At 71.5% G+C, this 26,586-nt stretch carries 26 protein-coding genes and 1 pseudogene; 8 read left to right on the plus strand and 19 right to left on the minus strand.

All coding sequences use genetic code 11. The features are described from left to right. Positions 1–11: 11 nt before the first annotated feature. On the minus strand, positions 12–746 hold the full coding sequence (locus RM479_RS15285) for a GntR family transcriptional regulator (RefSeq protein WP_311512391.1): 735 nt from the start codon (positions 744–746) through the stop codon (positions 12–14). 253 nt (positions 747–999) lie between these two features. On the opposite strand from RM479_RS15285, the pseudogene RM479_RS15290 reads away from it, so the two are divergent. Further along, positions 1,000–1,341, plus strand: a pseudogene (locus tag RM479_RS15290) (PLD nuclease N-terminal domain-containing protein); the annotation flags it as partial. A gap of 465 nt (positions 1,342–1,806) precedes the next feature. Here RM479_RS15290 and RM479_RS15295 read toward each other — a convergent pair. From RM479_RS15295 to RM479_RS15320, 6 genes are all read right to left on the minus strand, one after another. Beyond that, the gene (locus tag RM479_RS15295) at positions 1,807–2,592 is read right to left on the minus strand and encodes a cupin domain-containing protein (protein ID WP_311512392.1); all 786 of its coding nucleotides are present in this window, start codon (positions 2,590–2,592) and stop codon (positions 1,807–1,809) included. 17 nt (positions 2,593–2,609) lie between these two features. Then, the gene (locus tag RM479_RS15300; RefSeq protein WP_311512393.1) at positions 2,610–3,689 is read right to left on the minus strand and encodes a hypothetical protein; all 1,080 of its coding nucleotides are present in this window, start codon (positions 3,687–3,689) and stop codon (positions 2,610–2,612) included. A 177-nt stretch (positions 3,690–3,866) separates the two neighbouring features. Further along, positions 3,867–5,168, minus strand: coding sequence for a dihydrolipoamide acetyltransferase family protein (locus tag RM479_RS15305; RefSeq protein ID WP_311512394.1), 1,302 nt, complete (start codon positions 5,166–5,168; stop codon positions 3,867–3,869). A gap of 15 nt (positions 5,169–5,183) precedes the next feature. After that, complete coding sequence (locus RM479_RS15310) at positions 5,184–6,197, minus strand: alpha-ketoacid dehydrogenase subunit beta (protein ID WP_311512395.1); 1,014 nt, start codon at positions 6,195–6,197, stop codon at positions 5,184–5,186. Positions 6,198–6,213: 16 nt separating this feature from the next. Further along, on the minus strand, positions 6,214–7,320 hold the full coding sequence (pdhA, locus tag RM479_RS15315; protein ID WP_311512396.1) for a pyruvate dehydrogenase (acetyl-transferring) E1 component subunit alpha: 1,107 nt from the start codon (positions 7,318–7,320) through the stop codon (positions 6,214–6,216). A 482-nt stretch (positions 7,321–7,802) separates the two neighbouring features. After that, the gene (locus RM479_RS15320; RefSeq protein WP_274811192.1) at positions 7,803–8,480 is read right to left on the minus strand and encodes a GntR family transcriptional regulator; all 678 of its coding nucleotides are present in this window, start codon (positions 8,478–8,480) and stop codon (positions 7,803–7,805) included. A 725-nt stretch (positions 8,481–9,205) separates the two neighbouring features. On the opposite strand from RM479_RS15320, the gene RM479_RS15325 reads away from it, so the two are divergent. Both RM479_RS15325 and RM479_RS15330 read left to right on the plus strand, forming a co-directional pair. Continuing rightward, a complete protein-coding gene (locus tag RM479_RS15325; RefSeq protein ID WP_274811193.1) occupies positions 9,206–9,949 on the plus strand; it encodes a phosphatase PAP2 family protein in 744 nt (247 codons plus the stop codon). A gap of 348 nt (positions 9,950–10,297) precedes the next feature. Next, a complete protein-coding gene (locus RM479_RS15330) occupies positions 10,298–12,352 on the plus strand; it encodes a heavy metal translocating P-type ATPase (protein WP_311512397.1) in 2,055 nt (684 codons plus the stop codon). A 548-nt stretch (positions 12,353–12,900) separates the two neighbouring features. On the opposite strand, the gene RM479_RS15335 is transcribed toward RM479_RS15330, so the two are convergent. After that, positions 12,901–14,343, minus strand: a complete 1,443-nt coding sequence (locus RM479_RS15335) for an MFS transporter (RefSeq protein ID WP_311512398.1) — start codon at positions 14,341–14,343, stop codon at positions 12,901–12,903. A 76-nt stretch (positions 14,344–14,419) separates the two neighbouring features. Then, positions 14,420–15,619, minus strand: a complete 1,200-nt coding sequence (locus tag RM479_RS15340) for a M20 metallopeptidase family protein (protein WP_449590049.1) — start codon at positions 15,617–15,619, stop codon at positions 14,420–14,422. Between the two features lie 110 nt (positions 15,620–15,729). Between RM479_RS15340 and RM479_RS15345 the strand changes: the two genes are divergently transcribed. Then, a complete protein-coding gene (locus RM479_RS15345; protein WP_311512400.1) occupies positions 15,730–16,755 on the plus strand; it encodes an Lrp/AsnC family transcriptional regulator in 1,026 nt (341 codons plus the stop codon). 23 nt (positions 16,756–16,778) lie between these two features. Here the strand turns inward: RM479_RS15345 and RM479_RS15350 are convergent, their stop codons facing one another. From RM479_RS15350 to RM479_RS15395, 10 genes are all read right to left on the minus strand, one after another. Then, positions 16,779–16,982, minus strand: coding sequence for a hypothetical protein (locus RM479_RS15350; protein WP_311512401.1), 204 nt, complete (start codon positions 16,980–16,982; stop codon positions 16,779–16,781). Positions 16,983–17,267: 285 nt separating this feature from the next. Beyond that, on the minus strand, positions 17,268–18,260 hold the full coding sequence (locus tag RM479_RS15355) for an ABC transporter ATP-binding protein (RefSeq protein ID WP_311512402.1): 993 nt from the start codon (positions 18,258–18,260) through the stop codon (positions 17,268–17,270). 3 nt (positions 18,261–18,263) lie between these two features. After that, a complete protein-coding gene (locus tag RM479_RS15360) occupies positions 18,264–19,133 on the minus strand; it encodes an ABC transporter permease (RefSeq protein ID WP_397222257.1) in 870 nt (289 codons plus the stop codon). Further along, positions 19,126–19,926, minus strand: coding sequence for an ABC transporter permease (locus RM479_RS15365; protein ID WP_311512403.1), 801 nt, complete (start codon positions 19,924–19,926; stop codon positions 19,126–19,128). Before RM479_RS15365 ends, RM479_RS15360 begins: the two co-directional genes overlap by 8 nt. A 158-nt stretch (positions 19,927–20,084) precedes the next feature. Continuing rightward, positions 20,085–20,462: a hypothetical protein gene (locus tag RM479_RS15370; protein ID WP_311512404.1), complete on the minus strand. Its 378-nt coding sequence runs from the start codon at positions 20,460–20,462 to the stop codon at positions 20,085–20,087. Positions 20,463–20,696: 234 nt separating this feature from the next. Further along, positions 20,697–21,344 carry an Asp23/Gls24 family envelope stress response protein gene (locus RM479_RS15375; RefSeq protein WP_311512405.1) on the minus strand — a complete coding sequence of 216 codons (648 nt, stop codon included), beginning with the start codon at positions 21,342–21,344 and terminating at the stop codon, positions 20,697–20,699. Further along, on the minus strand, positions 21,341–21,925 hold the full coding sequence (locus RM479_RS15380; protein WP_311512406.1) for a DUF6286 domain-containing protein: 585 nt from the start codon (positions 21,923–21,925) through the stop codon (positions 21,341–21,343). Before RM479_RS15380 ends, RM479_RS15375 begins: the two co-directional genes overlap by 4 nt. 17 nt (positions 21,926–21,942) lie before the next feature. After that, on the minus strand, positions 21,943–22,314 hold the full coding sequence (locus tag RM479_RS15385) for an Asp23/Gls24 family envelope stress response protein (RefSeq protein ID WP_311512407.1): 372 nt from the start codon (positions 22,312–22,314) through the stop codon (positions 21,943–21,945). Next, a complete protein-coding gene (locus RM479_RS15390) occupies positions 22,311–22,496 on the minus strand; it encodes a hypothetical protein (RefSeq protein WP_274811215.1) in 186 nt (61 codons plus the stop codon). Before RM479_RS15390 ends, RM479_RS15385 begins: the two co-directional genes overlap by 4 nt. 46 nt (positions 22,497–22,542) lie before the next feature. Then, positions 22,543–23,013, minus strand: coding sequence for an Asp23/Gls24 family envelope stress response protein (locus RM479_RS15395; RefSeq protein WP_311512408.1), 471 nt, complete (start codon positions 23,011–23,013; stop codon positions 22,543–22,545). Positions 23,014–23,465: 452 nt separating this feature from the next. Between RM479_RS15395 and RM479_RS15400 the strand changes: the two genes are divergently transcribed. From RM479_RS15400 to RM479_RS15415, 4 genes are all read left to right on the plus strand, one after another. Then, entirely contained in the window at positions 23,466–24,029 is a 564-nt protein-coding gene (locus tag RM479_RS15400) for an RNA polymerase sigma factor (protein WP_311512409.1), read from the plus strand. Continuing rightward, the gene (locus tag RM479_RS15405; RefSeq protein ID WP_311512410.1) at positions 24,020–24,571 is read left to right on the plus strand and encodes an Asp23/Gls24 family envelope stress response protein; all 552 of its coding nucleotides are present in this window, start codon (positions 24,020–24,022) and stop codon (positions 24,569–24,571) included. Before RM479_RS15400 ends, RM479_RS15405 begins: the two co-directional genes overlap by 10 nt. Before the next feature lie 116 nt (positions 24,572–24,687). Next, positions 24,688–25,515, plus strand: coding sequence for an ACT domain-containing protein (locus RM479_RS15410; RefSeq protein ID WP_311512411.1), 828 nt, complete (start codon positions 24,688–24,690; stop codon positions 25,513–25,515). Between the two features lie 132 nt (positions 25,516–25,647). After that, complete coding sequence (locus RM479_RS15415; protein ID WP_311512412.1) at positions 25,648–26,364, plus strand: L,D-transpeptidase family protein; 717 nt, start codon at positions 25,648–25,650, stop codon at positions 26,362–26,364. Positions 26,365–26,586 lie beyond the last annotated feature (222 nt).

A 26,586-nucleotide genomic window follows, 5' to 3' on the forward strand; every position in this document is an offset into this window, starting at 1 on the left:
CGTGTACGGGGTCAGGCGCGCCCTCGCGGCCGGGGCCGGGCGAGTGTCAGTTTGTAGAGGAGTCGACACTGGTCGGCGGAGCCGATGAGATCGGAGGTCTCCACCGGGCGGTCGCCGCTGAAGTGGGTGCGTTCCACCACCAGGACGGTGATGCCGGGGGCGGAGTCGAGCAGCGCCGCCTCGGAGTCGCGCAGCACCCGCACCCCCACCTCCTCCACGACCCGGTCCACCGGGTACCCGGCGGAGGCCAGGCGTTCGAGCAGGCCCACCTCGGGAGCGGAGTCGAAGGGGGTGCGCAGGGTTCCGACGGTGAGGGAGGCGGGTTCCCAGGAACGGTGCAGGGTGAGGGGCCGACCTTCGGCCAGTCCGCGCGAGGTGGTCCGATACACGGGTTCGCCCTCGCGCATGCGCAGCCGCTCGTTGATCGGATGCTCACCGATCTCCTGCTCGGTGCCGAAGGGCTCCCGGGAGAGGCGGCCCAGGCCGGAGCCGGAGGTGGCGTCGGTGCGGCAGAGGCGGAAGACGTCGGGCACGTCGCGCACGTAGTAACCGGAACCGGGTCGGGCCTCCACCAGGCCCTCGGTGACCAACAGGCGCAGCGCGGTGCGGGAGATCTGTTCGCTCACCCGATACGTCCGGGCCAGGCGGGTGCGCGAGGGCAGGCGAGTGCCCGGGGGCATCTCGCCGCGCAGGATCGGGGTACGGAGCTGATCGGCCAACCACAGGTAGCGGGGTTTCCTGGTCACGGTCACGCGACTTCGACGCCTCCCGGCTCGGCTCTGCGCGTCCGGGGAGGAGGACGGAGCGGGTTCGCTTCGAGGGGAGGAGAGCCCATGTCTCTCAGTAAAGCAGTGGAAAGCGCTGGTGGGGGGCGGTACCGATGAGTAGCCCACCGATCCGGCGCCGAGGAAACGCCCGAAAACCGTGAAATGGGGGTGAGTGTGCCCTCCTGGTGATTACCCTTAGTGTCGATACGATCACTGCATGCTTGGGGGAGTCATGATCGAACACCTCACGGACCGCATCGCCCTCGCGAACACGACGGACCCGGTCGGCACGGCCGTCGCCTGGATGACCGGTATCACGGGCATCGCCATCGTCGCCATCGGTCTGGCGCTCCTCATCCTGCTCATCGCCGCCGTCATCTCGGCGGTGATCGACGACAACACGACCGCCGGCGGGAAGCTCCTGTGGGTGATCTTCATCCTCTGGTTCCCGTTCTTCGGAGCGATCGCCTGGTTCGTGGTCGGCAAGAAGGGCTACCTGAACCGCATCCTGGGCGTGGACAAGGGCAAGGTCCGGCACACCAGCCCGCCCAGCGTCGGTTCGCACAGCGACATCCGCGTCACCGACCGGCCCGACATGGGTCCGCAGGGCGACCACCACGACACCGACCGGTCCGACATGGGTCCGTACGGCGACCACCACGACACCGACCGGCCCGGTACGGGTCCGCACGGCGACATCCGCGGCACCGGGCCGATCCCGCAGTCGGGAACGGAGCGGTACACGGCCGCTCCGCAGCAGACCGGGCGTTACTGACCGGCCCTCCCGATCCTTCCGCTCCCCGCCGCGCACGGCCGGGACCGCGCCGTCGAGGGCACCTTCGTCGCCCGGGGTACGTCCGCCGACCGGGTCGCGCGGGTCACCGGGCGTGATCCCGGTCCCGAGAGGGGCACGGGGAAAGCGGCTCCGACCACCGGCGAACCGCTCGGGGACGCCCGCCGGGCGGGGCGAAGGCCCCACGCCCCCGGTCGAGGGGCCGCAGGGCGCGTTCCCCGGTCACCCACCCGGCCGCGCGCCGCCCTAGACCGACTCGAAGTCGGCGAAGTCGAAGCCCGGCGACACGAAGCAGCCCACCAGGACCTCTTCGGCGACCGCCGGGCGGGCCGACTGCCAGGTCCCGGCGGGCACCAGGACCTGGAGCGACTCTCCCGCCGCGAGGTCCGAGCCCAGGATCCGGCCGCCGGAGGGCACCGGGGCGGGACCCGTACCGCCGAAGTCCAGCCGCAGCGGGCCGCCCCGCTGGAAGACCCACATCTCGTCGGAGCGCACCCGGTGCCACCGCGACTCCTCGCCCGGACACAGCAGGAAGTGGATTCCGGTGGCACTCGGGCGATGGCTCGGATACCCCTCGGGCCGGATCCGCACCCCCGACTCCCAGGTTCGCCGGTACCAGCCGCCCTCGGGGTGCGGCAGCAGGTCCAGCGCCTCGGCGGTGGACGGTCGGTCCTCGACCGCCGTGAACCGACCGTCCGGAGCGCGACGCAGGTGGCGGACCTCCCTCACCGCCTCCCGGGGTACGGCACCGTAGACGTGCGGGAAGAGCACGTCCCCGTCCGTCCCGGGCGGCGGTGCGGGATCGGCGGCCTCCCAACGGGTCTCCACGCCCAGGGAGTCCAGGACCCCGGTGTCCACGACCAGGGCGACCAAGGGCTCGGACACACTCGTGTACAGGGCGTTGGCGACCGCGAGCAGGGTCTTGTCGTCGGGTGACGCGTGCACGAACCCCTGGGCGGCGAGCGAGTCGGCCTCGACGTCGCCGCCGGCCTTCCAGCGCTCCAGTTCGGTCATGTGCAGGATGTGGGCCATGCCGCCGACCGTACCGCTCAGGGGTTGCCGATGACACCCAGACCGTGGTGGTACAGGTGGTACTCCGGTCGGCCGTCCCCGCCCTGGACGCGATCGGCCCAGTCGGTCAGCGAGAGGTCCGAGGGGAAGGGGATGCCCAGGTCCTCGGCCATCTCCATCACCATCATGGCCAACCGGGTCCCGTTGACCTCGTCGTAGGGGGTCGGCTCGGTGTGGAAGGCGATCTCGTACTCCAGGTCCTCGGGGGCGGTGGCCCTGATCCAGCCCCGCTCCTCCGGCTCCAGGTCCTCCAGGTCCACCTCGCCCTCGCCCGCCGCCGCGTACAGTGCCAGGCGCATGGTCTCGCCGATGTCGAAACCGAAGACCCAGGGGCCGCCGGCGCCGGGGAGGCGCCCGTGGAGACCGAAGGAGCGTTCCAGCCCCAGCGCGGTCATCTCGGCGGCCATCGTCCCCAGGGAGGCGGACAGCAGGCGGGCGTACTCCTTCCAGTCCTCGTGCCGGTTCACCCCGGGCATGGTCATGCCGCTCAGGTCTCCGAAGGGAAGGGGCTCCAGCGCGATGGCGAGGAACCCGCTCATCCGTCCGTCGCAGTTCTCGTAGCTGCGCCGGTACCAGGACTCCAACGGCCCCGAGGGGAGCAGGGTCAGGACCGGTCCGGTGAGGGCGGCGCGCAGTTCCAGGGACAGTTCCCCGTCCCGCCAGCGCGCGAACGGTGCGCCCCATGAGGGGGAGCCCGAGAAGTGGGACGCCAGGGTGTCGTAGGCGCCCATGACCCCGGGGTGACCATAGCCCTCGCGCAGTTCCCCGAAGGCCCTGCGGAAGGCCTCGACGTGCTCCCGGGTACCGCCCTCGACCGTCTCCAACGGCTGGTGGAGGCCCAGGACCTCCTCCCCGTCGGTGTGGTCGACGTTGTGCGACTCCACCCGGGTCAGGCGGGCGTCACCGGCGGGATGCCCGGTGCTCAGGGACACCCCGCGCTCGGTGGCGACCCACTCCCAGCCCAGGCCGGCGGTCCCGGTGCGGACCTCCTCCTCGGACCAGGAAACGGGGCGCAGGCTCAGAAGCCGTTCGGCGACCGGCAGTGCTCTCTGTTCCACGGTGTCCCTCCGTTCTTCTCCCCTACGGTCGGGGACGATCCTGGCAGAGGCGCGTGACGGTCCGCCGGCCGCCCCCTCACCCCACCCTGTGGAGGATCTCGTCCACAGGGGCCGTGAACGGCGCGAACGCCCCGGCCGGGAAACCCGGCCGGGGCGTTCGCGAAGACGTGCGGATCCCTACAGGATGATCCGCATCGGCTCCTCCAGGATCTCCGCGAGGTCCTTGAGGAACGCCGCGCCCACGGCGCCGTCCACCGCGCGGTGGTCCACCGACAGCTCCAGGGAGATCCGGTTGCGCACGGCGATCTCGCCGTCCACCACCACGGCCTCCTGGCGCATCGCGCCGACCGCAAGGATCGCCGCCTCCGGCGGGTTGATCACGGCGGAGAAGCTGTCCACGCCGAACATGCCCAGGTTGGACACGCTGAACGTGCCGCCGCCCATCTCCTGCGGCTTGAGCTTGCCGTCCCTGGCCTTGCCCGCCAGCTCACGGGTACGGCCGGAGATCTCCGACAGCGTGGCCTTGTCGGTGTCGTGCAGGACCGGCACCACCAGCCCGGAGTCGACCGCGACGGCCACACCGACGTTGATCCGCCCGTGCTGGAGCAGCTTCCCGTCCACCCACGAGGAGTTGACGGCCGGGTGCAGCTTCAGCGCCGTGGCACTGGCCTTGACGATGAGGTCGTTGAAGCTGATCTTCGCCCCGGTGCTCGCCAGCTGCTCGTTGATCTGCGAGCGGAAGGCCTTGAGGGCCTCGGCGTCGATCGTCCGGCGCAGGTAGAAGTGCGGCACCTGCTGCTTGCTCTCGGTCAGTCGGCGCGCGATCACCTTGCGCACGTTGCCGATCTGGACCTCTTCGGAGGCGCGGCCGTCGTCGAAGGCGGGGGCCTGCGACGCCGGGGCGGCGGGCGCGGCCGGGGCCGCCTTCTCCTTCGCGGCCGGGGCGGGCGCCTCGGCGGTGCCCTCCTTGGCCGCGGCCTCGATGTCGGCGCGCACGATCCGACCCCGAGGGCCCGAGCCCTTGATCTTGGTGATGTCCAGGCCGTACTCCTTGGCCAGCCGACGGGCCAGCGGGGAGGTGCGCGGACGTTCACCGCTCTCGGATCCGGTCTCGGCGGGGGCGGACGACTCCGCCGGGGCCTCCTCGGCGGGTGCGGTCTCCTCGGAGGTGGTCCCCTCGTCCTCCTCGTCCGTCTCCTCGGCGGCCGGCTCCCCGTTCCCGGAGCCGTCCGGGACGGCGTCGGGGGAGTCGCCGATCACACCGATGACGGTGCCGATCTGTACCGTCTCGCCCTCGGACACCGACTGCGCGACGAGGAAACCGTCCTCGTAGGCCTCGTACTCCATGACGGCCTTGTCGGTCTCGATCTCGACCAGGACGTCACCGGACGCGACCTTGTCACCCACCTGTTTGACCCAGGTGCTGATGACGCCTTCCTCCATGGTGTCGGAGAGGCGCGGCATGTAGATCTCGCTCATGAAATGGAACTCCCTCTACCCGACCCGCTTGCCGACGGCGCTCAGGGTCTCCTTGATGGCGGTGCTGATCGACTCGATGGACGGCAGGGCCGCGGTCTCCAGCGGTTTGGCGTAGGGCATGGGCACCTCGGCCATGGCCACCCGTCGCACGGGGGCGTCCAGGTGGTCGAAGGCGCCCTCCTGGATGGACGCGGCGATCTCCGCGCCGATCCCGTACGTCAGCCAGTCGTCCTCGCAGACGACGGCGGCGCCGGTCTTCTTGACCGAGTCCACGAAGGTCTGGCGGTCGAGAGGGCGGAGGCTGCGCAGGTCGACGACCTCGACGCTGATGTCCTCCTTGGCGAGCCTCTCGGCCACCTGGGTGGCGACCATGGCCATTCGGGAGTATCCGATGAGGGTGATGTCGGTGCCCTCACGGGTGACGGCGGCGCGGCCGATGGTCGCGACGTCGTCGTTCTCGGGCTGTGCGTAGTCCTCGGGGACCTCGCCCTTGGTGTTGTACAGCCCCAGGTTCTCCAGGAACAGCACCGGGTCGTCGTCGCGGATGGCCGCGCGCAGCATCGACGACGCCTCTGCGGGCGTGCTGGGCGCGAGCACCTTCAGACCCGGGATGAAGGAGTAGAACAGCTCGATGTTCTGCGAGTGGGTCGCGCCGAGCTGCTGGCCGCCGCCACCGGGGGTGCGGATGACCATGGGCACGCTGGTCTGGCCGCCGAACATGCCGTAGATCTTGGCGGCGTGGTTGATGATCTGGTCGATCGCGATGAGCGAGAAGTTGATCGTCATCAGCTCGACCACCGGGCGCAGGCCCAGCATGGCCGCGCCGATGGCGGCGCCGACGAATCCCTCCTCGGCGATCGGGGTGTCCTTGACCCGACGGGGGCCGAACTCCTTGAGCAGGCCCTCGGTGATCTTGTAGGAGCCCTCGAAGACGCCGATCTCCTCGCCCATGACGAGGACGTTCTCGTCACGGACCATCTCGGCGCGCAGGGTGTCGCGCAGGGCCTGACGGTAAGTGATCACAGACATGTGTCGTCGTCCTTCTCTACTCTGCGAACACCGGGTCGGCCGGCATGCGCCGCGACTCGTTGGGGACCGGGGTGGCGTACGTGTAGTCGAAGAGGGTCGACACGTCCGGCGTCGGGCTGTTCTCCGCGAAGTCGGCGGCCTCGGTGACCTCGGCCTTGACGGAGGCCGCGATCTCCTCGCGCAGTTCGTCCGTGAGGACGCCCGCCTCGGTCAGCCTGGCCTCGAAGAGCGTGATCGGGTCGTTCTCGTCGGACCGGGCCTGCTCCCGCTGCTCCTCGGTGCGGTACTTGGCGGGGTCGACGACGGAGTGGCCCTTCTGTCGGTAACTCCACGCCTCCAGCAGGAACGGGGTCTGCTCCTTGCGGGCGCGCTCGACCAGCTCGGCCGCGGTGTCGCGGACCGCGAGCACGTCACGGCCGTCCACGCGCACGCCCTCGATGCGGAAGGCGGAGCCGCGCTTGTACAGCTCGGGCTCGGCGGAGGACATCTCGACGGTGGTGCCCATGCCGGTGAAGTTGTTGATCACCACGAACACGATCGGCAGGTTCCACAGCTTGGCGATGTTGAGGGACTCGTGCCAGGCGCCGATGTTGGTGGTGCCGTCCCCCATCTGGCACATGACGACCTCGTCGCCGCCCCGGTAGGAGATGGCCAGCGCGGCCCCGGTGGCCAGCGGCAGCTGGCCGCCGACGATGCCGTAACCGCCGAGCATGCGGGTCTTGGTGTCGTACATGTGCATGGACCCGCCCCAGCCCTTGGAGACGCCGTCGGAGCGTCCGTAGAGCTCGGCCATGACCCTCTTGGGGTCCATGCCCTTCTCGATCGCGTACCCGTGGTCGCGATAGTTCGTGAAGAGGTAGTCGTTCTCGTGCAGGGCGTCGAGCAGGCCGACGACGGTGGCCTCCTCACCCAGGTTGAGGTGACAGTAGCCGCCGATGCGCGCCTGGGTGTAGGCCTGGGCGGTGCGCTCCTCGAAGCGGCGGATGAAGAGCATCCGACGGTAGTAGTCGAGCAGGGCCTCGGGCTTCTCGGCGCCGAGACCGGGGGCGCTCTTGCGGCTCCGGCGCCGGGTTCCTGCGGACCTGACGGCGGCGCCCTTCGGCTTGGCCGTGGTGTCAGCCATGGTGTGCCTTTCTACGTACGAGAGGGCCCGGCAACCCGGCCTGTGGGCCGAGGTGCGGGAGGCCCGCCGGGGTCGCGCTGTCGGGTGCGGCTCCGGCACGCGTCACCGCCGGGCTCAACGGCGGTGACGCTCCTGTGGCTGTCGGGGTGCGCCCCGGGGAGCGTGGCTCGTCCTCTCCTGGGCGCGAAAGACTCGCGGGGTCTCGTATGCGGTTGTCACCGGACCCCTTCATCGCATGCTTCCCGGTCTCCACCGCGCTAAGCATGGGGTGGCGAGAGTGCGCGGCGATGAGTGCGTCGGGTTCGTTCACCGGCCGGATGAACGATTCCGGACACCCGTAAGGGGCCGTGCGGTGTGTGACGTGCGTCGCGCCACACTCTACGGTCTGATCGATGATCGATCAATAAGACTTTACGGCAGATACCCGGACCTTGGCCCGGGAGGGCCGGTCATCGGTGCGAAACGCCCGTGTCGGGCCTGGGTCAGTGCGTGCCCTCGTGCGACTTCAGGGCGGCTTCGACGTAGTTGAGCACGTGATCGCTCAGCATGTGACCGACCTCCGCGTCGCCCTCCCGGAAGGCCTTCGTGATCTGGTCGTGGTCGGCGGCCTTGGCGTGCAGCTCCATGTTCAGCCAGCGCACGGACAGGGTCGTCCACACCTCGACGCCCAGCGACTCCCAGGTGTGGAGGAGCACACTGTTGTCGGCGGCCCGCACGACCTCCCGGTGGAACTCCACGCTGTGCTTGATCTGCGCGGACACGTCGCCCTCGGCGGTCGCCCGCTTGAGCAGCTCCACCTCTCGCTCCAACGGGGAGGGGTCGGCCCGGAGGCGCGGGGCCGCCAGTTGGGCCGCCACCAGTTCCAGGCCGGCGCGCACCGGATAGATCTCGGCCATGTCCCGGACGCCGAAGTCCCTCACCCGGGCACCCTTGTTGGGCACCGTCTCGATGAGCCGCAACGTCTCCAACTCGCGCAACGCCTCGCGGACCGGTGCCTGGCTGACCCGCAGCTCGGTGGCGATCCGGCGCTCGACGATCCGCTCGCCCGGCTGCCAGCGGCCGGACAACAGGCCCTCGACCAGGACCTGCCGGATCTGCTCCCGCAGCGGCTCCCTGGCCAACTTCGAGGGATCATCCGGCAACATCGGCAGGTCGACCATCCAGGGCCCTTCCCGTTCCCGGCCGCGCACAGCGCGTGCGCGGCCGGTTCACTCGTCGTCTCGGAAACTCCTTGAAGAGTGCCACACGCGCGGGGGCCGCTTCGCCGATCGGACTCGAAGCGCTAACGGAAAGCTCACGAACGTGTCGCATGGCGGTGAACCGCCTGGGTCCAGTATCCGGGCATGCGGCAAAGTCCGAGGTGGAAGGGTCACACTTGGCCGCCAGGGTCACCGAGGGGGCGAAGTGTCCGGGTAGGCTCATCTGTCGGCAATGTTCACACCACGTCGCGCCCATGTGACGCACGCGACGGTAAAGGAACGACCGAGAGCGCGTGAACCGCGTTCGGGACATGAAGCGGTGCGGGGGGCACCGCAGGAGCAGACGACGCATCGCAGACGTTCTTCTTCCGTTCCTCGGAGACCGGACCTGCCGAGGGCCGTTCACAAAGGGGTGAACCGGCTCGAAGGTTCGGCCGTCGAAGGGAGGTGAGGGGTCATCCCTCACCCCGTCGACCCCGAGGGCGTTGGGAATCCCGTTTCCGGAAACCGCGGCTGGCCCTTCCCCCGACCAGTGCCACAGGCGAGCCCACGACACGTGAGACAGCACTGAGCACATGACGCACTCTTCAAGGACCCGGCATCCGAGGGCGAGACACGTGACCACGACGCACGACAGGGAAAAGAGGACCCCGGAACCGGGTCCCTACAGCGGCCCCATCCCCGTCGTGCGCGATGTTCCGCTCACCCCGGGGCCCCCGGTCGTCCGCGCGGTCAAGTGGCCGAGCGTCAGCGAGATCGCGTGGGGTCTGGCCTCGGACCGGATCGCCATCATCCTGGCGGTCGCGCTGATCGTGGTGACGATGCTCGCGGCCGGTCCGCTGCATCCCGTGGACGATTTCCTCAACGAGCTCCCCCGGCCCTACTGGGATCTGATCCGCGAACCGCTCATCCACTGGCCGGACAACGTGGCCTCCCGTTACGTGGCGCTGCCGGTGCTGGGGGTGGTCGCCCTCCAGTTGGCGTACTGGCATCGCAGCTGGCGGCCGATCGTGTTGAGCGGTGTGGGCGTGGTCGGCATCATGTCGCTGGTATCGATCATGAAGCTGGGCATCAACCGCGGCCACGCCAAGCACTACGACCCGGAATTCTTCGCCGGGGCGGGGAACGTGGCGTTCCCCTCCGGGCACGGGTCCAACGCGATCCTCATCTACGGGCTGGTGCTGTTCCTCATCATCCGCTTCGGCGCGGCCCGACCGCACATCATCCGGCGCCTGGGCTACTGCATCGTCGGGATCGCCCTGCTCCAGTCGGCGGTCTCGATCTACCTGCACTTCCACTGGTTCTCGGACCTGGTCGCGGGGATGATCGCGGGTGGTTTCGCGCTGCGGCTGACGATCCGGTTGGACCGGATGATCCCGCACGGGCGCACCGTCGAATGGTGGCCCTGGTACGGCCGCCAGGAGGACTAGGGCCCGCTCTTCGCACGCCCTTCCGCGCTCTCGGGGGATCGCGAGGCCGACCACGGGGTTCCGGAGGTCGACGTGGCGGCCGAAGGTTCGCGTTCTTCGGGCGGCCGAGCGCGGACCGGGCGGAGGTTCGAAGGAACACGCCCCGGGTCCCCGGGGGTCTCGCGCACTTCCAACGGCGCCCACGGACATGGTCCGGGGCGCCGTTCCCGTTCGCCCGCGTTCTCGGGAGTCGGAGCCCTTGCGGGAATACCCTAGGGGGGTATATTCCTTGAAGGGTGGGAGTCGCATGGCGCGGAGATCCGTCCGAAAAATACCCCTTGGGGGTATATGAAGGGAAAGGGGAGGGGCATGAGCGCACAGGGCCACGGCGAACACGTCGGGCACTCCGACCACGGGGAGGGTTCCGACCACGGCGGGCACACGGGGCACGGTGGCGGACACGGGGACCACGCGGCGATGTTCCGGATCCGATTCTGGTGGAGCCTGCTCCTCAGCCTGCCCGTGGTGTTCACCAGCCACATGGTCTCGGGGTGGCTCGGCTACCACGTGCCCGAGGCGCTCGCCTGGGTGCCGCCGGTGCTCGGCACCGGCGTCTACCTGTACGGCGGGTGGCCCTTCCTCTCGGGGGTCGCCGGGGAGATCCGGGCGCGCCGACCCGGGATGATGACCCTGGTCGCGATGGCCATCACCGTCGCCTTCGGCGCCAGCACGCTCGCCACCCTCGGTGTGGTGGGCACGGCGCTCGACTTCTGGTGGGAGCTCGTCCTGCTGGTCGTGGTGATGCTCCTCGGCCACTGGCTGGAGATGCGCGCCCTCGGCCAGGCCTCCGGCGCCCTGGAGGCGCTGGCCGCCCTCCTGCCCGACCGGGCCGAGCGGATCGGCGCTGACGGTGGGGCCGAGGAGGTGGCCGTCTCCGACCTGGGCGCCGGAGACACCGTGCTGGTCCGCTCCGGCGGTCGGGTGCCCGCGGACGGCACCGTCGTGCGGGGCTCCGCCGCCATGGACGAGTCGATGATCACCGGAGAGTCCCGCACCGTCACCCGAGCGGAGGGGGACCGGGTCGTCGCGGGCACCGTGGCCACCGACTCCTCCGTACGCGTGCGCGTCGACGCCGTCGGCGAGGACACCACGCTGGCGGGGATCCGGCGGCTGGTCGCCGAGGCACAGGCGTCCACCTCCCGCTCCCAGGTGCTGGCCGACCGCGCGGCGGGACTGCTGTTCTGGTTCGCGCTCGGGTCCGCGATCATCACCGCCGTCGTCTGGGCGGCACTGGGGGAGCCCACCGAGGCCGTCGAACGGACCGTGACGGTGCTGGTGATCGCCTGCCCGCACGCGCTCGGGCTGGCGATCCCACTGGTCATCGCGATCTCCACGGCCCTGTCGGCGCGCAACGGCATCCTGATCAAGGATCGGATGGCGTTGGAGCGCACCCGCCTCGTGGACACCGTCCTGTTCGACAAGACCGGAACCCTGACCAAGGGCGCCCCGGCCGTCATCGGGCACGCCGCCGCCCCCGGCGGGGACGCCGCCCGGGTGCTCGCGTTGGCCGGTGCGGTGGAGGCCGACTCCGAGCACCCGTTGGCCAAGGCCGTCGTCCGGGCGGCGAAGGAGGTCGGGGACGTGCCGACGGCCGACGGTTTCCGCTCGTTGACCGGGCGCGGAGTGCGGGCCGTGGTGGACGGCGCCACCGTGCACGTGGGCGGTCCCGCCCTGCTGGACTCCCTCGGGTCGATCGCACCGGAAGGCCTGGAGGCGCGGACGGGACCGTGGCGCGAGCGCGGGGCGACGGTGCTGTACGTGGTCGTCGACGACGCCGTGGTGGGGGCGCTGGCGCTGGCCGACGCGATCCGTCCCGAGTCGCGGGCGGCCGTCCGGCAGCTGAGGGAGCAGGGTGTCCGGGTGGCGATGGTCACCGGAGACGCCCGTAACGTGGCCGACGCGGTCGCCGCCGAACTGGACCTGGACGAGGTCTTCGCCCAGGTCCTGCCGGACCAGAAGGACGCCGTGGTCCGCGATCTCCAGGAGCGCGGTCGCACGGTGGCGATGGTCGGCGACGGCGTCAACGACGCCCCGGCCCTGGCCCGCGCGGACGTCGGCATCGCCATCGGTGCCGGTACCGACGTGGCCATCGAGTCGGCGGGTGTGGTGCTGGCCTCCGACGACCCGCGCGGTGTCGTCTCGGTCCGCGCCCTGTCCCGGGCGGGCTACCGCAAGATGATCCAGAACCTGGTGTGGGCGGCCGGCTACAACGTCATCGCGGTGCCGTTGGCCGCCGGTGTGCTGGCCCCGATCGGCATCGTCCTGGCACCGGCGGTCGGCGCGGTGCTGATGAGTCTGTCGACCGTCATCGTCGCGCTCAACGCGCAGTTGCTGCGGCGGGTGGACCTGACCCCGACGGAATGACGGATGTCCTCAGTCGGCCAGGCGGGGGAGTGGCGCACGGCCCGGGGAGAGGGGAGGATCGAAAGGTCGATCCTCCCCTCTGTAGCGGGAAGGGGCGGTCGACGGGCCCCGTCCCGCTTCGGATACGGGACGGCGGCCCTTTCCTCACCCCGCCCCGGCCGTGCTCTTCCACGCCGGGTCGTGATCAGGGTGGTCCTTGTGGATCCAGCGCCGTGGGGGCGAGCACGCGGGTGGTGATCGCAGCGGCCAGGGCCCGGAGGGAACGGGTCGCGGGAGCCTCTTCTCCGTCCTGCGCCCGTCATCCTCCTGCGCACGAGGGCGTAGTGGCTCCGGACGCCCGCCCGGCATCCGGGCCGTCCGCTCGGCGACGGCCTTCCGGGCGTCCCGGCGGCGGCCGTGCGGGGCGGGCCATCGATGCGTGTGCTTTCGTCCGCTTTCGGCCCGTATCCCCTACCGAGAAGGCGATCCGGGGTTTCACGTGAAACATCGGTCCGCGTCCGCCCCGCGCGTTCACCTCCATCGGTCCGGGGTCCACCGCGTCCGCCGGGTCAGGCGCGGGCCGCCTCCCGCTCGCGCGGCGCGCGAACGGCCAGGAGGGCGGTGCCCACGGCCATCGCGGCGCTGATCGCCCACACCAGTCGGTAGGCGTCCACGGTGGGCACGTCCGTCCCCTGGATCAGGAACATCCCCAGCAGTGACGCGGTCAGCGCGCCGCCGACGCTGCCGCCCAGCGTCTTGAGGTTGTTGTAGAACGCCACCGCGCTGCCCGCGCGGTCCTCGGCACTGTCCTCCACGATCACCGTGGGCAGGGCCCCCAGCGCCAGCCCGAAACCGAGTCCGGCCACCGCGAAACAGGCGACGAAGGCCGGCAGCGACGCCCACGCCGCCGCCAGACCCAGCGTTCCCGCCGCCATGAGCGCGAACGACGCGAACACCGTTCGCCGGTACCCCAGCCTGGTGGCGATCGGCGCGATGCCGCTCGCCCCGACGAACGCCAGCACCGTCGGCACCGCGATGACCAGGCCGATGCTCATCACGTCCAGCCCGAACCCATAGCCGGTCTCCTCCGGCCGGCTCGACAGGTAGGTCACGGCGATGCTCTGCCCGCCCAGCATGATCAGGCCCAGGGTGAAGCCGCCCAGGTACTGCGGCGCGATCCGCGGGTGCGCCACCGCCCGTACGTCCACCAGCGGGTTCTCGCTGCGCAGCTCCACCCGCACCCACAGCACCAGCAGGACGGCCGCGAGCACGGCGCCACCGATCACCAGCGGTGAGGTCCATCCCAGCTCGTTGCCCTGGGACACCCCGCCCAACAGGCTGAGCAGGGCCAGACCCAAGAGGACACCGCCCGCCCAGTCCATGCGCCCCGGCGCCCGTTTCTCCGACTCCGGCACCTTGAAGTACGACAGGAGCAGACAGCCCACCGCCAGCGCGGCCAGCAGCCCCAGGGTGACGCGCACGTCGCCGACCACGGTCTGGATCACGCCCACCAGGAGGGTCCCCAGCAGGGACCCCAGAGTGAGGGAGCCGACCAGCATGCCGATGGCCTTGCGTCCCTGCTCGGGGGAGAGACGGTCGCGGACCAGGCCGATCTCCAACGGCAGCAGGGCCGCCAGTGGGCCGAGCAGGGCCCGCCCCACCAGGAGCACTCCCAGGGTGGGTGCCGCGGCGACGATGACACTGCCCACGGCGATGCAGGCCAAGGAGACCCGGAGCATGCGCCGGTAGCCGTACAGGTCGCCCAGCCGGCCGAACACCGGGACGCTCACCGCCGCCGCCAGGTACTGCACGGCGTGGATCCAGTGCAGGTCGGCGCCGGGGATGTCGAGTTCGTCGCGCAGCGGAGGCAGCAACGGGGTGATGGAGCCCTGGAGCAGGCCACTGGTCAGCTCGAAGAAGACCAGGAGGCCCACCACGGCGACCACGCTCCCGGTGACGGCGCCGGCCGTCCCGGTGGGACCGGGCTCGTTCGGTGCGGGGGGAACACTCATGTGCGGCACCCTTCTGTGCGGCTCTTGCGGGGGCTCGGGGGAACGGTGTCGGGGGACGCCCTGGACGCGGTGCGGGTCAGGCGGATCGGGCGGTGCGCGCCAGGCGGCGCACCGCGAGTTCGGCCAGCAGCGCGGCCTGGGCGGGCAGCACCGCGTCGTCGTAGCGGGCCAGCGGCGAGTGGTTGGCGGGCGCGTCCGCCGGGTCCAGGCCGGGCGGGGTGGCACCGAGCATGAGCATCGCCCCGGGCACCTCGCGCAGCACCAGGGAGAAGTCCTCCGAACCGGAGGCGGGGACCGGCGACACGAACCCGGCGTCGGCGCCGAACAGGTCGTGCACGGTGTCCATCGCGAACCCGGCCTCGACGGCGTCGTTGACGGTGACCGGGTACAGCACCCGGTACTCCACGTCGACCTCCAGTCCGTGGGCGGTGGCGATCCCGCGCACCAGGGCGGGAAGCGCCTCCCGGAGCCGGTCCTGGTTGGCCTGGGAGTAACTGCGCACGGTGGCCTCGAACTCCGCCTCGTGCGCCAGCACGTTCTGCTGGCTCCCGGCGGTCAGCCGGCCCACGGTGACGACCACCGGGTCGAAGATGTCGTAGGTGCGGGTGACATGGCTCTGGAGGGCCAGGACCATCTCGGCGACGGCCGGCACCGGGTCCCTCCCCTTGTGCGGGGCCGAACCGTGTCCGCCCTCGCCGCGCACGGTCACCCTCAGCACGTCGGAGGCGCTCATGACCACGTCCGGCTTGGTCGCCCAGAACCCGGCGGGCAGCAGGTTGGCGGCCACGTGCACCGCGTAGGCGGCGTCGAGCGGCCGACCGGCGGCGTCCAGCACGCCCTCCTCGATCATCAGGCGGGCGCCGTCGTGTCCCTCCTCGCCGGGCTGGAACATGAACACGACATCGCCGGGCAGTTCCCCGCGCACCTCGCACAGCAGGCGTGCCGCCCCGACCAGGCCGGCGACGTGCAGGTCGTGTCCGCACCCGTGCATGACCCCGTCGAACCGGGAGGCGTACTCCAGGCCGGTGTCCTCGCGCACCGGCAGGGCGTCCATGTCGCCGCGCAGCAGGACCGCCCCGCCGGGACGGCCGCCGCGCAGCACGGCCGTGACCGAGCCCAGCGCCCGGCCCTCGGTGATCTCCAGGGGCAGGTCCTCCAGCGCGGCCACGACCTTGGCCTTGGTCAGCGGCAGCGCCAGGCCGATCTCCGGTTCGCGGTGCAGGGCGCGGCGGAGCTCCACCATGTCCTCGCGGTACTTCTCCGCTCGTTCCACCATCCGCATGCTCGGGTCCCCCCGTCGTTCACGTCCTCCGACCGGGCCAGGATGGGGCGGTATACCTGTAGGGGCTCCGATTTCATTGGAAAATCGCAGATCAGGAGAGATTCATGCCGGAAAACCGTATTCTGGACGATGTGGACCAGCAGTTGGTCCACGCCCTCCAGATCGCCCCGCGTGCCTCCTGGACCGTGCTGGGCCGGGTTCTGGGGATCGACGCGGCGACGGTCGCCCGGCGCTGGCAGCGGCTGCGGGACTCCGGGGCGGCCTGGATCACGTGCTATCCGGGTCCGGTGATGGCGGGTGCGGGTGGCTGCCTGGCGTTCGTCGAGGTCGACTGCGCGAGCGGCCACCTGCTCCCGGTGGCCCGCGCGTTCACCGAGCTGCCGCACGTGTCCACCGTCGAGCACGTCACCGGGGACCGGGACCTGCTGCTCACGGTGATGACCGGGGACGTGGGGGCGCTGTCCCGGTGGGTGGTGGGCTCCCTGGACACCATGGACGGGGTGCGCGCCAGTCGCACCCACCTGGCGGGCTCGGTGTTCACCGAGGGCAGCCGCTGGCGGCTGCGCGCGCTCACCCCCGCCCAGGCGGAACGGCTGTCCGCCGAGGCGCTGCCGGTGGAGGCCGCCGGCCTGCCCGACGAGCTGGACCGCCGGATCATGGTGGAGCTGTCCATGGACGGGCGCATGTCGTACACGACCCTGGCCGAACGCTGCGCCAGCAGCCCCGACACGGTTCGCCGCCGGGTCCGCCACCTGTTCGCCGCCCGTATGGTGCAGGCCCGCTGCGAGGTGGCCCGGCCGCTGTCGGACTGGCCGTCCGTCGTCCTCCTGTGGGCGGGCGTCCCGGCCGACGCCATCACCGAGGCGGCCCAGCGCATCACCGCCATGCGCGAGGTCCGGCTGTGCGCCGGCGTGACCGGGCGGCACAACCTGCTGATCGCCGCCTGGAGCCGGTCGGTGGAGGACTCCCAGCGGTTCGAGGCGGAGCTGATGCGGGTGGTGCCCGAGCTGGTCGTGGGCGACCGGGCGATCGCCCTGTGGCAGGCCAAGCTCCAGGGGCAGCGGCTGGACCAGCGCGGTTACCGAACGGGCGGGGTTCCGGTGGACCCCTGGGCCGTCCCCGACGCCTGAGGCACGGGGACGGCCCGTCGCGGTCAGTCCGCGCTCGGTGCCTCCACGGGGTGCCGGGCCGCGGCCCGCGGGGCGGGCGGCAGCCCGGCCACCGCGCCCGCCCGCGCCCACCAGGGCAGGGCGAACGGCCACCCGCGCAGCAGCGCGAACACCAGGGTCACCAGCGCACCCAGCGCCACGTTGTCGAGTTCGAGCCCTTCCACCGGGGCGACGACGCCCGCCCGCATCGGAGTCGTTCGGGCAGTTGTCCGGGGTCGTCCATCGTCCGGTCGATCGCGGAGGCGCACGGCGGTACGGTGTCGGCGCTGCCGCGCCCCGAGGGCGGACCGGCCGTCACGATCGGGTTCCCCGTCGCGCCCGACGAACACGGACGGTGACGGATCCCCGGGTGACGCAACAACGCAACGAAACCGCGAACGCCGTCCCCGTTGGTTTCGTCACCCGGGGTTCGCACCGTGCCCACCGGGCCCCGCCAACGAAAGCCCTCGGACGGGCCGAGCCGGAGCCGGGGTTCATGAGGGGGAGGGGGAAGGCTCCCCGGCCGCGGCCCCCCGGTACAGGGACGCCACCACACCCTCGATGTCCGGTTCCTGCACGGTCAGGTCGGCGATCTCGTGCTCGGCGGTGACCCGCCCGATCACCGCCGTCGGGTTGTCCGACAGCTCCAGCCACTGACGGGGCCCCTCCACCCGCACGCACCGGGCGCCCTCCACGTGCAGGGCGGGCGCGGGTGCGGTCAGGTCCACCACCAGGACCCGGGGGACGGGCACGGTCGCGCGCAGCCCGGCCAGGTCGCCGTCATAGGCCATCGAGCCCCTGTCGATCACCACGACCCGGTGGCACAGGCGTTCCACGTCACCCAGGTCGTGGGTGGTGAGCAGGATCGTCGTGCCCTCCTCCGCGTTCGACCGCAGGAGGAACTCCCGGATCGTCGACTTGCTCACCACGTCCAGACCGATGGTGGGTTCGTCGAGCACCAGCAGGCGGGGACCGTGCAGCAGGGCGGCGGTGAGGTCACCGCGCATCCGCTGCCCCAGGCTGAGCTGGCGCACCGGTGTGTCCAGGAACGGTCCCAGTTCCAGCAGCTCGGTGAGTTCGGCCAGGCGCCGTGCGTGGTCGGCGGCCGGGACCCGGTACATGTGCCGGGCCAGTTCCAGGCTGTCCCGCAACGGCAGGTCCCACCACAGGGTGGTGCGCTGGCCGAACACCACCCCGATCCGGGCGGCCAACCGGGTGCGTTCCCGTGACGGTTCCATGCCCAGCACCCGCAGGTGCCCGGTGGTGGGGGTGAGGATGCCGGTCAGCATCTTCATGGTGCTGCTCTTGCCGGCCCCGTTGGGGCCCAGGTAGCCGACGATCTCGCCGGACCGGACGGTGAGGTCGATGTCGCGCACGGCGGACACGGTGCGCCTGCGGCGGCGGAACAGGGGGCCTTCGGACAGGACGAAGTCACGACCCAGCCCGACCGCCTCGATGACGGTCTCGGGGGTGTGCGTTGAGGTCATCGGTCAACTCCCGGTGGATCGGTAGCGGCGCAGTCCCAGGCGCCACAACAGGGCGGCGGCGGTACCGGCGACGACGGCGACGAGGGGCGGCGCGAAACGCAGGGACTCGGGCAGCCCGGTCGGGTCCGGCCGGTCCAGCAGGTACAGGACGGGCTGCCAGCCCACGAAGGCCAGGGGGACGGCGAACGTCACCGCGGTCACGACCCCCTTGCCGTAGATGGACAGCGGGTACTCGGTGAGGGCCTGCCCGCCGTAGGTCACCGAGTTGGCGGCCTCGCGGGCGTCGATGACGAAGAACTGGAGACAGGAGCCGGCCAGCCAGATCGCGGCGGCGATCGCCACCCCCGACACCAGCAGGACGGGCAGGAACAGGATCTTGCCGAGGGTCCAGTCGATGTCGCAGTGGTGGAGGGCGATACCGGTGATCACGCCCGCCGGGATCACCCGGCCCAGTCGGCGCAGAGCGAACCGGTCGGTGATGATCTGGATCAGCGGTGAGACCGGGCGCACGAGCATGACGTCGAGGCTCCCGGTGCGGATGTGCTGCCCCAGGCCCTCCACCGTGCCCATGAGCATGTCGGCGGTGGCGAACATCAGGTTGGCCAGGCCCGCGATGAGCAGGCCTTCGGCCAGGGAGAAGCCGTCGAGGGCGCCGGCGTGCCGGAACACGACGAACACCGCGAAGACCTCGGCGATCGCGCCCAACGACGTTCCGAGGGTCATCAACAGCAGGGAGGTCGGGTACTGGGCCAGTGCCCGGCTCCAGGTCCAGGCCAGGAGGAGGTGGACGCGGATCGGACGCGACAGGCGCTCGACGTGTCCGCCCCACCGGCGAGCCGGGCGGGGTCCCGGGCGCGCGAAGGTGTCAGCCACCCTGAACCACCACCTTCCGCGTGGCGACGGAGGTGATCCAGGCGCCGAGCAGCAACAGCCCGAGCGCCCAACCGGCCTGAAGGGCCAGCCCGCCCGCGACGCTCCCGCCGGGCAGGCTCTCCTTGCCCAGGAGGATCTCGGCGGGGATCTGGATCGTCGACGCCCAGGGCAGGGCGCGCAGCACCCCGGACACCGCCGGCGGGTAGAGCGCGAGCGGGAGCAGCATTCCGGCGGCCACCGGGCCGAGCATGCCGACGATCGCCCAGATGCCCCGGGTGTCCAGGATCCAGAACCCGGCGAGTTCGTACAGGTAGCGCAGGGCGAACCCGATGATCGCGGCCAGGCCGCAGGAGGCCAGGACCAACGCCCAGTGCCCGAGCGTCTTCGGCAGGACCAGGTCGAACAGGACCGTTCCGACGAGAAAGGTGGGCGTGCCGCGAAAGACCAGGCTGAACGTGGCCCGGCCGAGATCCTCGGACAACCACCAGCCCATCAGGGACACCGGTCGCAACAGGTCGACGCCGACGGCGCCGGTGCGGATGCGCTCGCCCAGGTCGAGCGGAGGGCCCATGACCGCGACCGTGGCGATCAGGGCCTGGCAGACGAACACCTGGGTGACGGCGTCGCCCATGTCGTAGCCGTTGATCTCGGGGCGGACCGAGAACAGGGCGATCAGGACGGCGGCGTTGATGCAGCCGAAGACGGAGTTGGTGAGGATGCCGGCGATCGTGGCCGCGCGATAGGTGGAGTATCGGCGCAACCCTCTGATGTACACGGCCGGATAGACGCGCACGGGAAAGGACTCCCTGGTGAGAGACGTGCAGGTGGGAACGGTCGTGCCCGTGGGGCACGGTGTGTCCGGCACGTCCCTGACGCGCGAAGGGGCTCAGGTCCGGGTCGCCGCAAAGGGCGAACATAGCACGGTGGGGTACGGGGCGAGGACGGTTCGGATCAGAGGCCCATGGGGTTCCGTGTTCCTTCGGTGTCCCGGTGGGAGCGGCGGAGGTCGTCCTCCGCGCGATGGTCCGCGATGACGGCGGAGATCAGGAAGGTCAGGCCCAGCGCGGAGGCGACGGCGGTCGCGGGCATGGCCCATGCCGACACGGGGCCGAAACCGCTGAGCAGGGTGATGGACTCGGGGCGGGCCAGGAGCACCACTCCGAGGACGGCGATGAATCCGGTCAGGAAGCCCACGGCGACGAACACGCCGATGGTCGTGGCCGCCGAGGGCGGACGCATCAGCACCGTCTTCTCGTCGCCGTTCTCGGATTCCTCTGTTTTCGCGGTGGTCGTCACGCCCGTCGAGGTGAGCCCGGCAGGGACTCTCATGTGGACCTCCCTGTATCGGTCACGCGGTCTTTGCCGTCGGTCCTTAGGACACGCTCGGGCTTGATCAACTCACGCCCTGATCTGGGTGATGTAGTTCACCTTCCCGTTCCTGGGAAAGAAATCTCCCGAGGACGGTGATTTTACGTTCACTCCTAGCATGACGAACGTTGCGGAGGGGTTGCGCGCACGGTGCCGAACGCCGCCACCGGACACCCCGCCCGGCCCGGCGGCCCCTCACCGCACGCGCGTCCGGGCCCCCTCCGCCACGGTGACGACGATGATCGCGGGTACCTCGGGCACGCCGAGGGACACGCGCAACGCCTCGATCACCGTCTCCTCGCAGGCGCGCAGGAACGACCGGACGTCGACGTCCCCGGTCACGGTCGCCTCCACGTACAGGCGTGGCGCGTGCCCCGCGCCGTTGAGGCGCGCTCGGGCCCTGAGCACCTCGGGCGATCGCGCGACGGTGTCCGCCACCGCGTCCGCCAGCGCGCGGCCCGAGAGCACCGTGGAACCCGACGCCGTGTCCCGCCCCCGCACGATCCGGTGCAGCCGGTCGGCGTCCCGTTGCGCCGACAGCCACCAGGCGCCGAGCACCGTGCCGACGAGCGCCGCGACGATGACGACGTAAGGGATCCACTCGGGGGGGACCTCGGGAAGGGGCGGCCCCGCCGGGAGGGCGACCGGGACCGGGACGACGGCCCCGGTCGCGACCGCCCCCAGGGCGCCCGACCCGATCAGGGCCGCTCCCAGGAGGAACGACAGCGAACGGTTCAGGCGGGACCTGCGGCGTGCCCCGCGGAACCGCCGCGCGCCGGGCCGGGCCCTTCCGTCCTCCACACGCTCCCGCGTCCGTGCCGGCCGCGCCGCTGTCGTCGTCATGTCGATCCCACCTCTCGTACGCGCGCGCTCACCCGAGGAGGGGTGAGCACGCCCAGCCCCTCGCATCGCTCGCGCACCGACGCCTCCACCCGCTCGCGCAGCGGGCCCCCGTCCCCGCGAAGAGGGGTCGAGACCCGTATTCGGACGCGTCGGCGCCCGACCCGGACCCGCGCGTCGCTCACGCCGTCCACGCCCAACGCCTCCTCCGTCAACAGGCGAGCGACGCCCCTACGGGTCAGACCGAGCACGATCGACGGGTCGTCGGTCCGCAGCGCGACGGGCCCCCGCGATCCGGGCGCGACCGCCCACGTGATCAAGGCGGCCCCGGCGACCACCGCGGCGACGGCCGCGATCGCCGGGGCCGCCGAACCGAGGCCCGAGGAACCCGTCACGACGTCCGAGAAGCCCCGGACCACCGGATGGTCCGGATCGACGACACCGAGAACGGCGATCACGAGGGTGGCGCCGCCGCCGAGGACCAGAGCCGAGGCGCAGATCGAGGCGGTGCCGATCCGCTGCGGCCTCAGCATTCTCAGGGCGGTGCGTCGCGCGGCGCCGTCGGCGTTCATCGTGGATCCCATGGAAGACCTTCCGTGTCTCAACGCAGGCGTGGGGCGAGGACGAACCGCGCGATCCGGATGTCGGTCGTGTGGACCGACAGGCCGGTCGTCCGCTCCACCGTGGCGACGATGTGGCGGCGCAATCCGTCCGCCGTCTCCTCAAGCGGGCAGGGGTAGGCCATCGCGACCTCCACGCGCAGGGAGACCCGGGAGCCGCCCCTGCGCACCTCCACGCGGACCGGGGCCCCGCCGATCCCGCCGGGCAGCGGCGCCTCCAACGGGCGCACCGCCTCGTGTTCGAGGGACGCGTGGCGGACCAGGCGCTCGATCACCCGGTCGGCGACCACGGTCCTGCCGGGGCCGCCGGGTTCCACGCTCCCGTCCCGGAACCCGGCGATGGGCGGACTCATCGGAGACCACCCCGCCCCTTCGCGGTGAACAACGCCGCGAGGTCCACCTCGCCCGCGTACGCCCTACCGCCGAGGAACCCGGCGATTCCGAACGACAGGACCAGCAGGAGGGCCCAGAAACCCCCGAACGCTGCGGTCAGTCCCAGTACGACGCCGAAGGCGAGTCCGACGATCGGCCACATGACTCCTCATTCCCGGTCGGTCGCTCCGAAGTGCACGACGCCCCCGTCACCGCACACGGGGCTCGCCCCCGGAGGTCTCCTCGCCCTCGCCGGGCAGGTGGATGTCGTCGACGGTCACGTTCACCTCGGTGACCTCCAGCCCGGTCATGCGCTCCACGGCCGAGACCACGTTGCGTCGGACCTCGGTGGCCAGGTCGGGGATGACGGACCCGTACTCGACGATCAGGTTGATGTCGACGGCCGCCTGGCGCTCTCCCACCTCGACCGCGACCCCCCGGGCGGCGGTGGACGTCGAGGTCGAGCCGGGAATGCGCTCGCGCACGGCGTCGAAGGCACGGGCGGTGTTGCCGCCCATGTGGTGGACGCCCCGGATCTGACGCGCGGCCATGCCCGCGATCTTGGCGACCACGTGGTCGGCGATCACGGTACGGCCCTGGGCGGACCCGGCGCGGGCCGAGTCCACCCGGCGCAGCTCGGTGCCGACGGTGTCGTTCTCCTGCGGGTTCTTCGCGGCCATGGGCCTCTCCTCTTCCTTGTCCTGATGCGTCGGTGACGGTGTCTCAGCGCCGGACGGTCCCGGATCCCGCCTTCGGAGGGGGTGTGTCCCGACCGGAGGGGAGGCGCGTCGCCTCGTCCGTGACCGTGCGCCGAGGGCCGGCGGTCGGGCCGTCGTGGAGGGTGGCGACGTCACCTGATCGGTCTGCGGGTCCCCTCTTCGCGGTCTCGGAGGTCGTGCGCGACCTTGCCGACTCGCGCGCAAGGAACATCCCGGTCCCTCGCACGTCCCGCCCCTCCCGTCGTGGCGTCGGTCGTTCCGGCGCCGTCATGAGGGAGGACACCGCTGGAGCCGGTGGGCTCACGGCGCCCTTCCGGTGATCCACGTCACGTTTGTTCGGGTCGTGGGTGGATACTCAAAGTAACTGAATACATACTCGGAGTGGGTGGCCCTTGTCAGGTGAGCGTCACGAGGTGACCGCGCCGTCGTCCGTCCCGGACACCGCCCTCCCCGAACCGGTCCTGGTGGAACGGGCTCAGGACGGTGACGACAGCGCGTTCGAGATCCTCCTGCGCCGGCATCAGGACACCGTCTACCGGATCACCCTGCGCATCCTGAGGGACCCCGGAGACGCGCGGGACGCGGCACAGGAAGCGCTCATCACGGCGTGGCGCAAGCTCCCCACCCTGAGGGAACCCGCCGGGTTCGGCGCCTGGCTGCGTCGTATCGCCGGTCGGAGGGCCCTCAACGTGCTGCGCGCCCGCGCCGACACCGATCCCATCGACGAGGAGAGCGCACCGGACCTTCCGGGCCGTGGGCCCGACGCCGAGGTCCTGGCCGGCGACCTCCGCGAGGCCCTGTCCCGTGCCCTGTCCGGTCTGCCCCCCTCGCAGCGCACCTGTTGGGTTCTCCGTGAGATGGAAGGATGGGGATATGAAGAGATAGCCGACGTCGTCGACGCGACCCCGACCGCCGTGCGCGGGCGCATCCACCGCGCTCGCGCCCATCTCGTGAAGGCGCTTGCACCATGGCGTTAGAACCGCCCGACGACAACGACGACCTCCTGCCCTGCGGGAACGGCGAGGACGCGCTGGCGCGGCACCTGATGGCCGGTCGGACCACGGACCATGAGGCCGGCTGCTCCCACTGCCGTTCGGCGGCCCGGGACCTGGAGCCGTTGATCTCCGTCCTGCGCGAACCGCCGGATGAGGAGACCACCGCCCCCGTCGGCCTCGTCGACGACGTGATGCGCATCGTCCGAAGCGAGCGCAGGAACACCCGCACGCTCACGCTGGGCGGCGCCGGGCCGGGGACCACCGAGATCCGCGAGTCGGCCGTCGCCACCCTGGTGCGCCTCTCCGCCCGCGACGTCCCCGACGTCCTCGTCGGCCGCTGTCGGGTGAGGCGGACCCCGGACGGGCTCGTGGTGTCGCTGACCGTGCTGGTCGTCGGCGGAACGCCCATCGTGGAGGCGGCCGAGCGCCTGCGCCGCACCGTGCGCGCCCTCCTGGAGGAGCGCCTGCGCCTGGCCGTCCCGCGGATCGACATCGACGTCACCGGACTCGTCGAGCCCGGCTGAGCGGGCCCTCGGCCCGGGCTCGGGCCCATGCTCGGTGACCGGACTCACACCTCGCCGTTACCGTTCCGTCACGCGTCGGAGCACGGGCGCAACGTCGACTCGGCATCGTCGGACCCATGGACTTTTCCGAAGGCCACCACGGGACCGACGACCGACGCACCGGCTTCCTCGGCAGGGAGGCCCTCGACATGGGGGTCCTGCTGCTCGCCGCCGGGGCGGCGCACATGGTGGTGCTCTCCCTCGGGCACAGCGACGGCGGGGTCCGCGCCCTGATCGCGGTGGGCGTCCTGCTCATCGTGGTCTCGATCCTGCACCGCTGGCACCGGCACCGTCGTTCCGCCACCTCGACCCGGCCCCCGGTCGCGCCGCACCGGCCGATCGTCCCGACCGACCCGACCGGCGACCGACTGTGGAGCGTGCGGGTCACCGTCGCCGACGTGCCCGGCGGACTCGCGGCGCTCACCGCCGGATTCGCCGTGCTGGGCATAGACATCCGACTCATGCACGTCCACCCCGCCGGCACCGACGCGGTCGACGAGTTCTTCGTCAGCGCGCCCGTCCACGTCGGGGCGCACGCCCTGCACGCGGTGGTCCGGGAGGCGGGTGGTCGCGACGCCATCGTGCGCACCGCCGACCCGCACGAACTCAGCGACACCACGAGTCGCACGCTGGCCCTGGTCGGAGCGCTCGTCGGTGGGAACACGACTCTGGAGAACTCGCTCATCTCACTGGCGACGGCCGAGCGGGTGGACGCCGCCGACGGGCCGCCCCCGGGCCTGGGCCGCGAGGACCTGGCCGGGGCCGTCATGACCCTGCCCGCCCCTGACGGCCGGGTGTTGGTCGTCCGCCGTTCCGGGGTGCCGTTCACCTCGGTGGAGTTCGCCCGCTGCCGAGCGCTCGTCCAGGTCGCCGCCACCCTGCGCAACAGCAGCGAACGGTCCTGACCCGACTCCCCGGCGGCGGACTCCGGGGAGTCGGGTCCGCCGACCCCCGGGATCGGATCCCGGCCCGTGTGCTTTCGTCCACAGGCTGTGGAAAATCCCCCATGATCCGCCGCAGGAGGGTAAAAGAGACGTATGGCTACCCCCCGAACACCCTCCGTCCCGTCCCTCCGACATCCGCGATCGACCCTCGCGATCCTGCTCACCGTCCTGCTGGGCGTGCTCCTGCTCGCCCCGCCCGCCCACGCCGACGCCCGCGAACTCCGCAACGGCGCCTCCGGGCCGGCCGTCACCGAACTGCAAGAGCGCCTTCTCGGCCTCGGGTACTGGCTCGACGGGGCGGACGGCCGGTTCGGACACCACACCGCGCAGGCCGTGGTCGCCCTCCAGAAGGCGGCCGGCATCGACCGTGACGGTGTGGTCGGCCCGGACACCCGGGCCGCGCTGGCCGACGGGATCCGACCATCGGCCTCCAGTACCTCCGGTGACGTGCTGGAGATCGACCTGGAGCGCCAGCTGCTCCTGGTGGTCTCCGACGGCGAGGTGCGGTACGCGCTCAACACCTCCACCGGGTCCGGAAGGCCCTACCAGGGCGCCGACGGCTCGGAGCGGATCGCGGTCACCCCCACCGGCACCTACACGGTTTTCCGGCAGGTCGCCGGCTGGGATCCGGGTCCCTACGGGGCCCTGTACGCCCCCATGTACTTCAACGGCGGCATCGCCGTCCACGGCTACCCGAGCGTGCCGGCGCAACCGGCCTCGCACGGATGCGCCCGAGTGAGCCTGTCCGCGATGGACTGGCTCCGCGAGGAGGGACACATCGAGGTGGGCACCACGATCGTCGTTCGCTGATCGTGCCGGGAACCGCGGGTCTCCGGTGTCCGGGGCGATGCCCCCGGGCGCCGGTCGTCCCCGGTGGGCGGTGGCGTTCGGGCCGTACCGGACCGCGCCCCGCGGGTTCGGCCGGGCACGATCGACCCGGTTCCCCCCGTCCGGCCGTACCCCCCGAACGCCCCGGCCTCGAACCGCGGGCGGGAACCGCTCTCGGGGCAGGCCCGGTGACCGGGCGCGGTG

The sequence above is a fragment of the Nocardiopsis lambiniae genome (assembly GCF_031845465.1).
GTDB classification, from domain to species: Bacteria; Actinomycetota; Actinomycetes; order Streptosporangiales; family Streptosporangiaceae; genus Nocardiopsis; species Nocardiopsis lambiniae.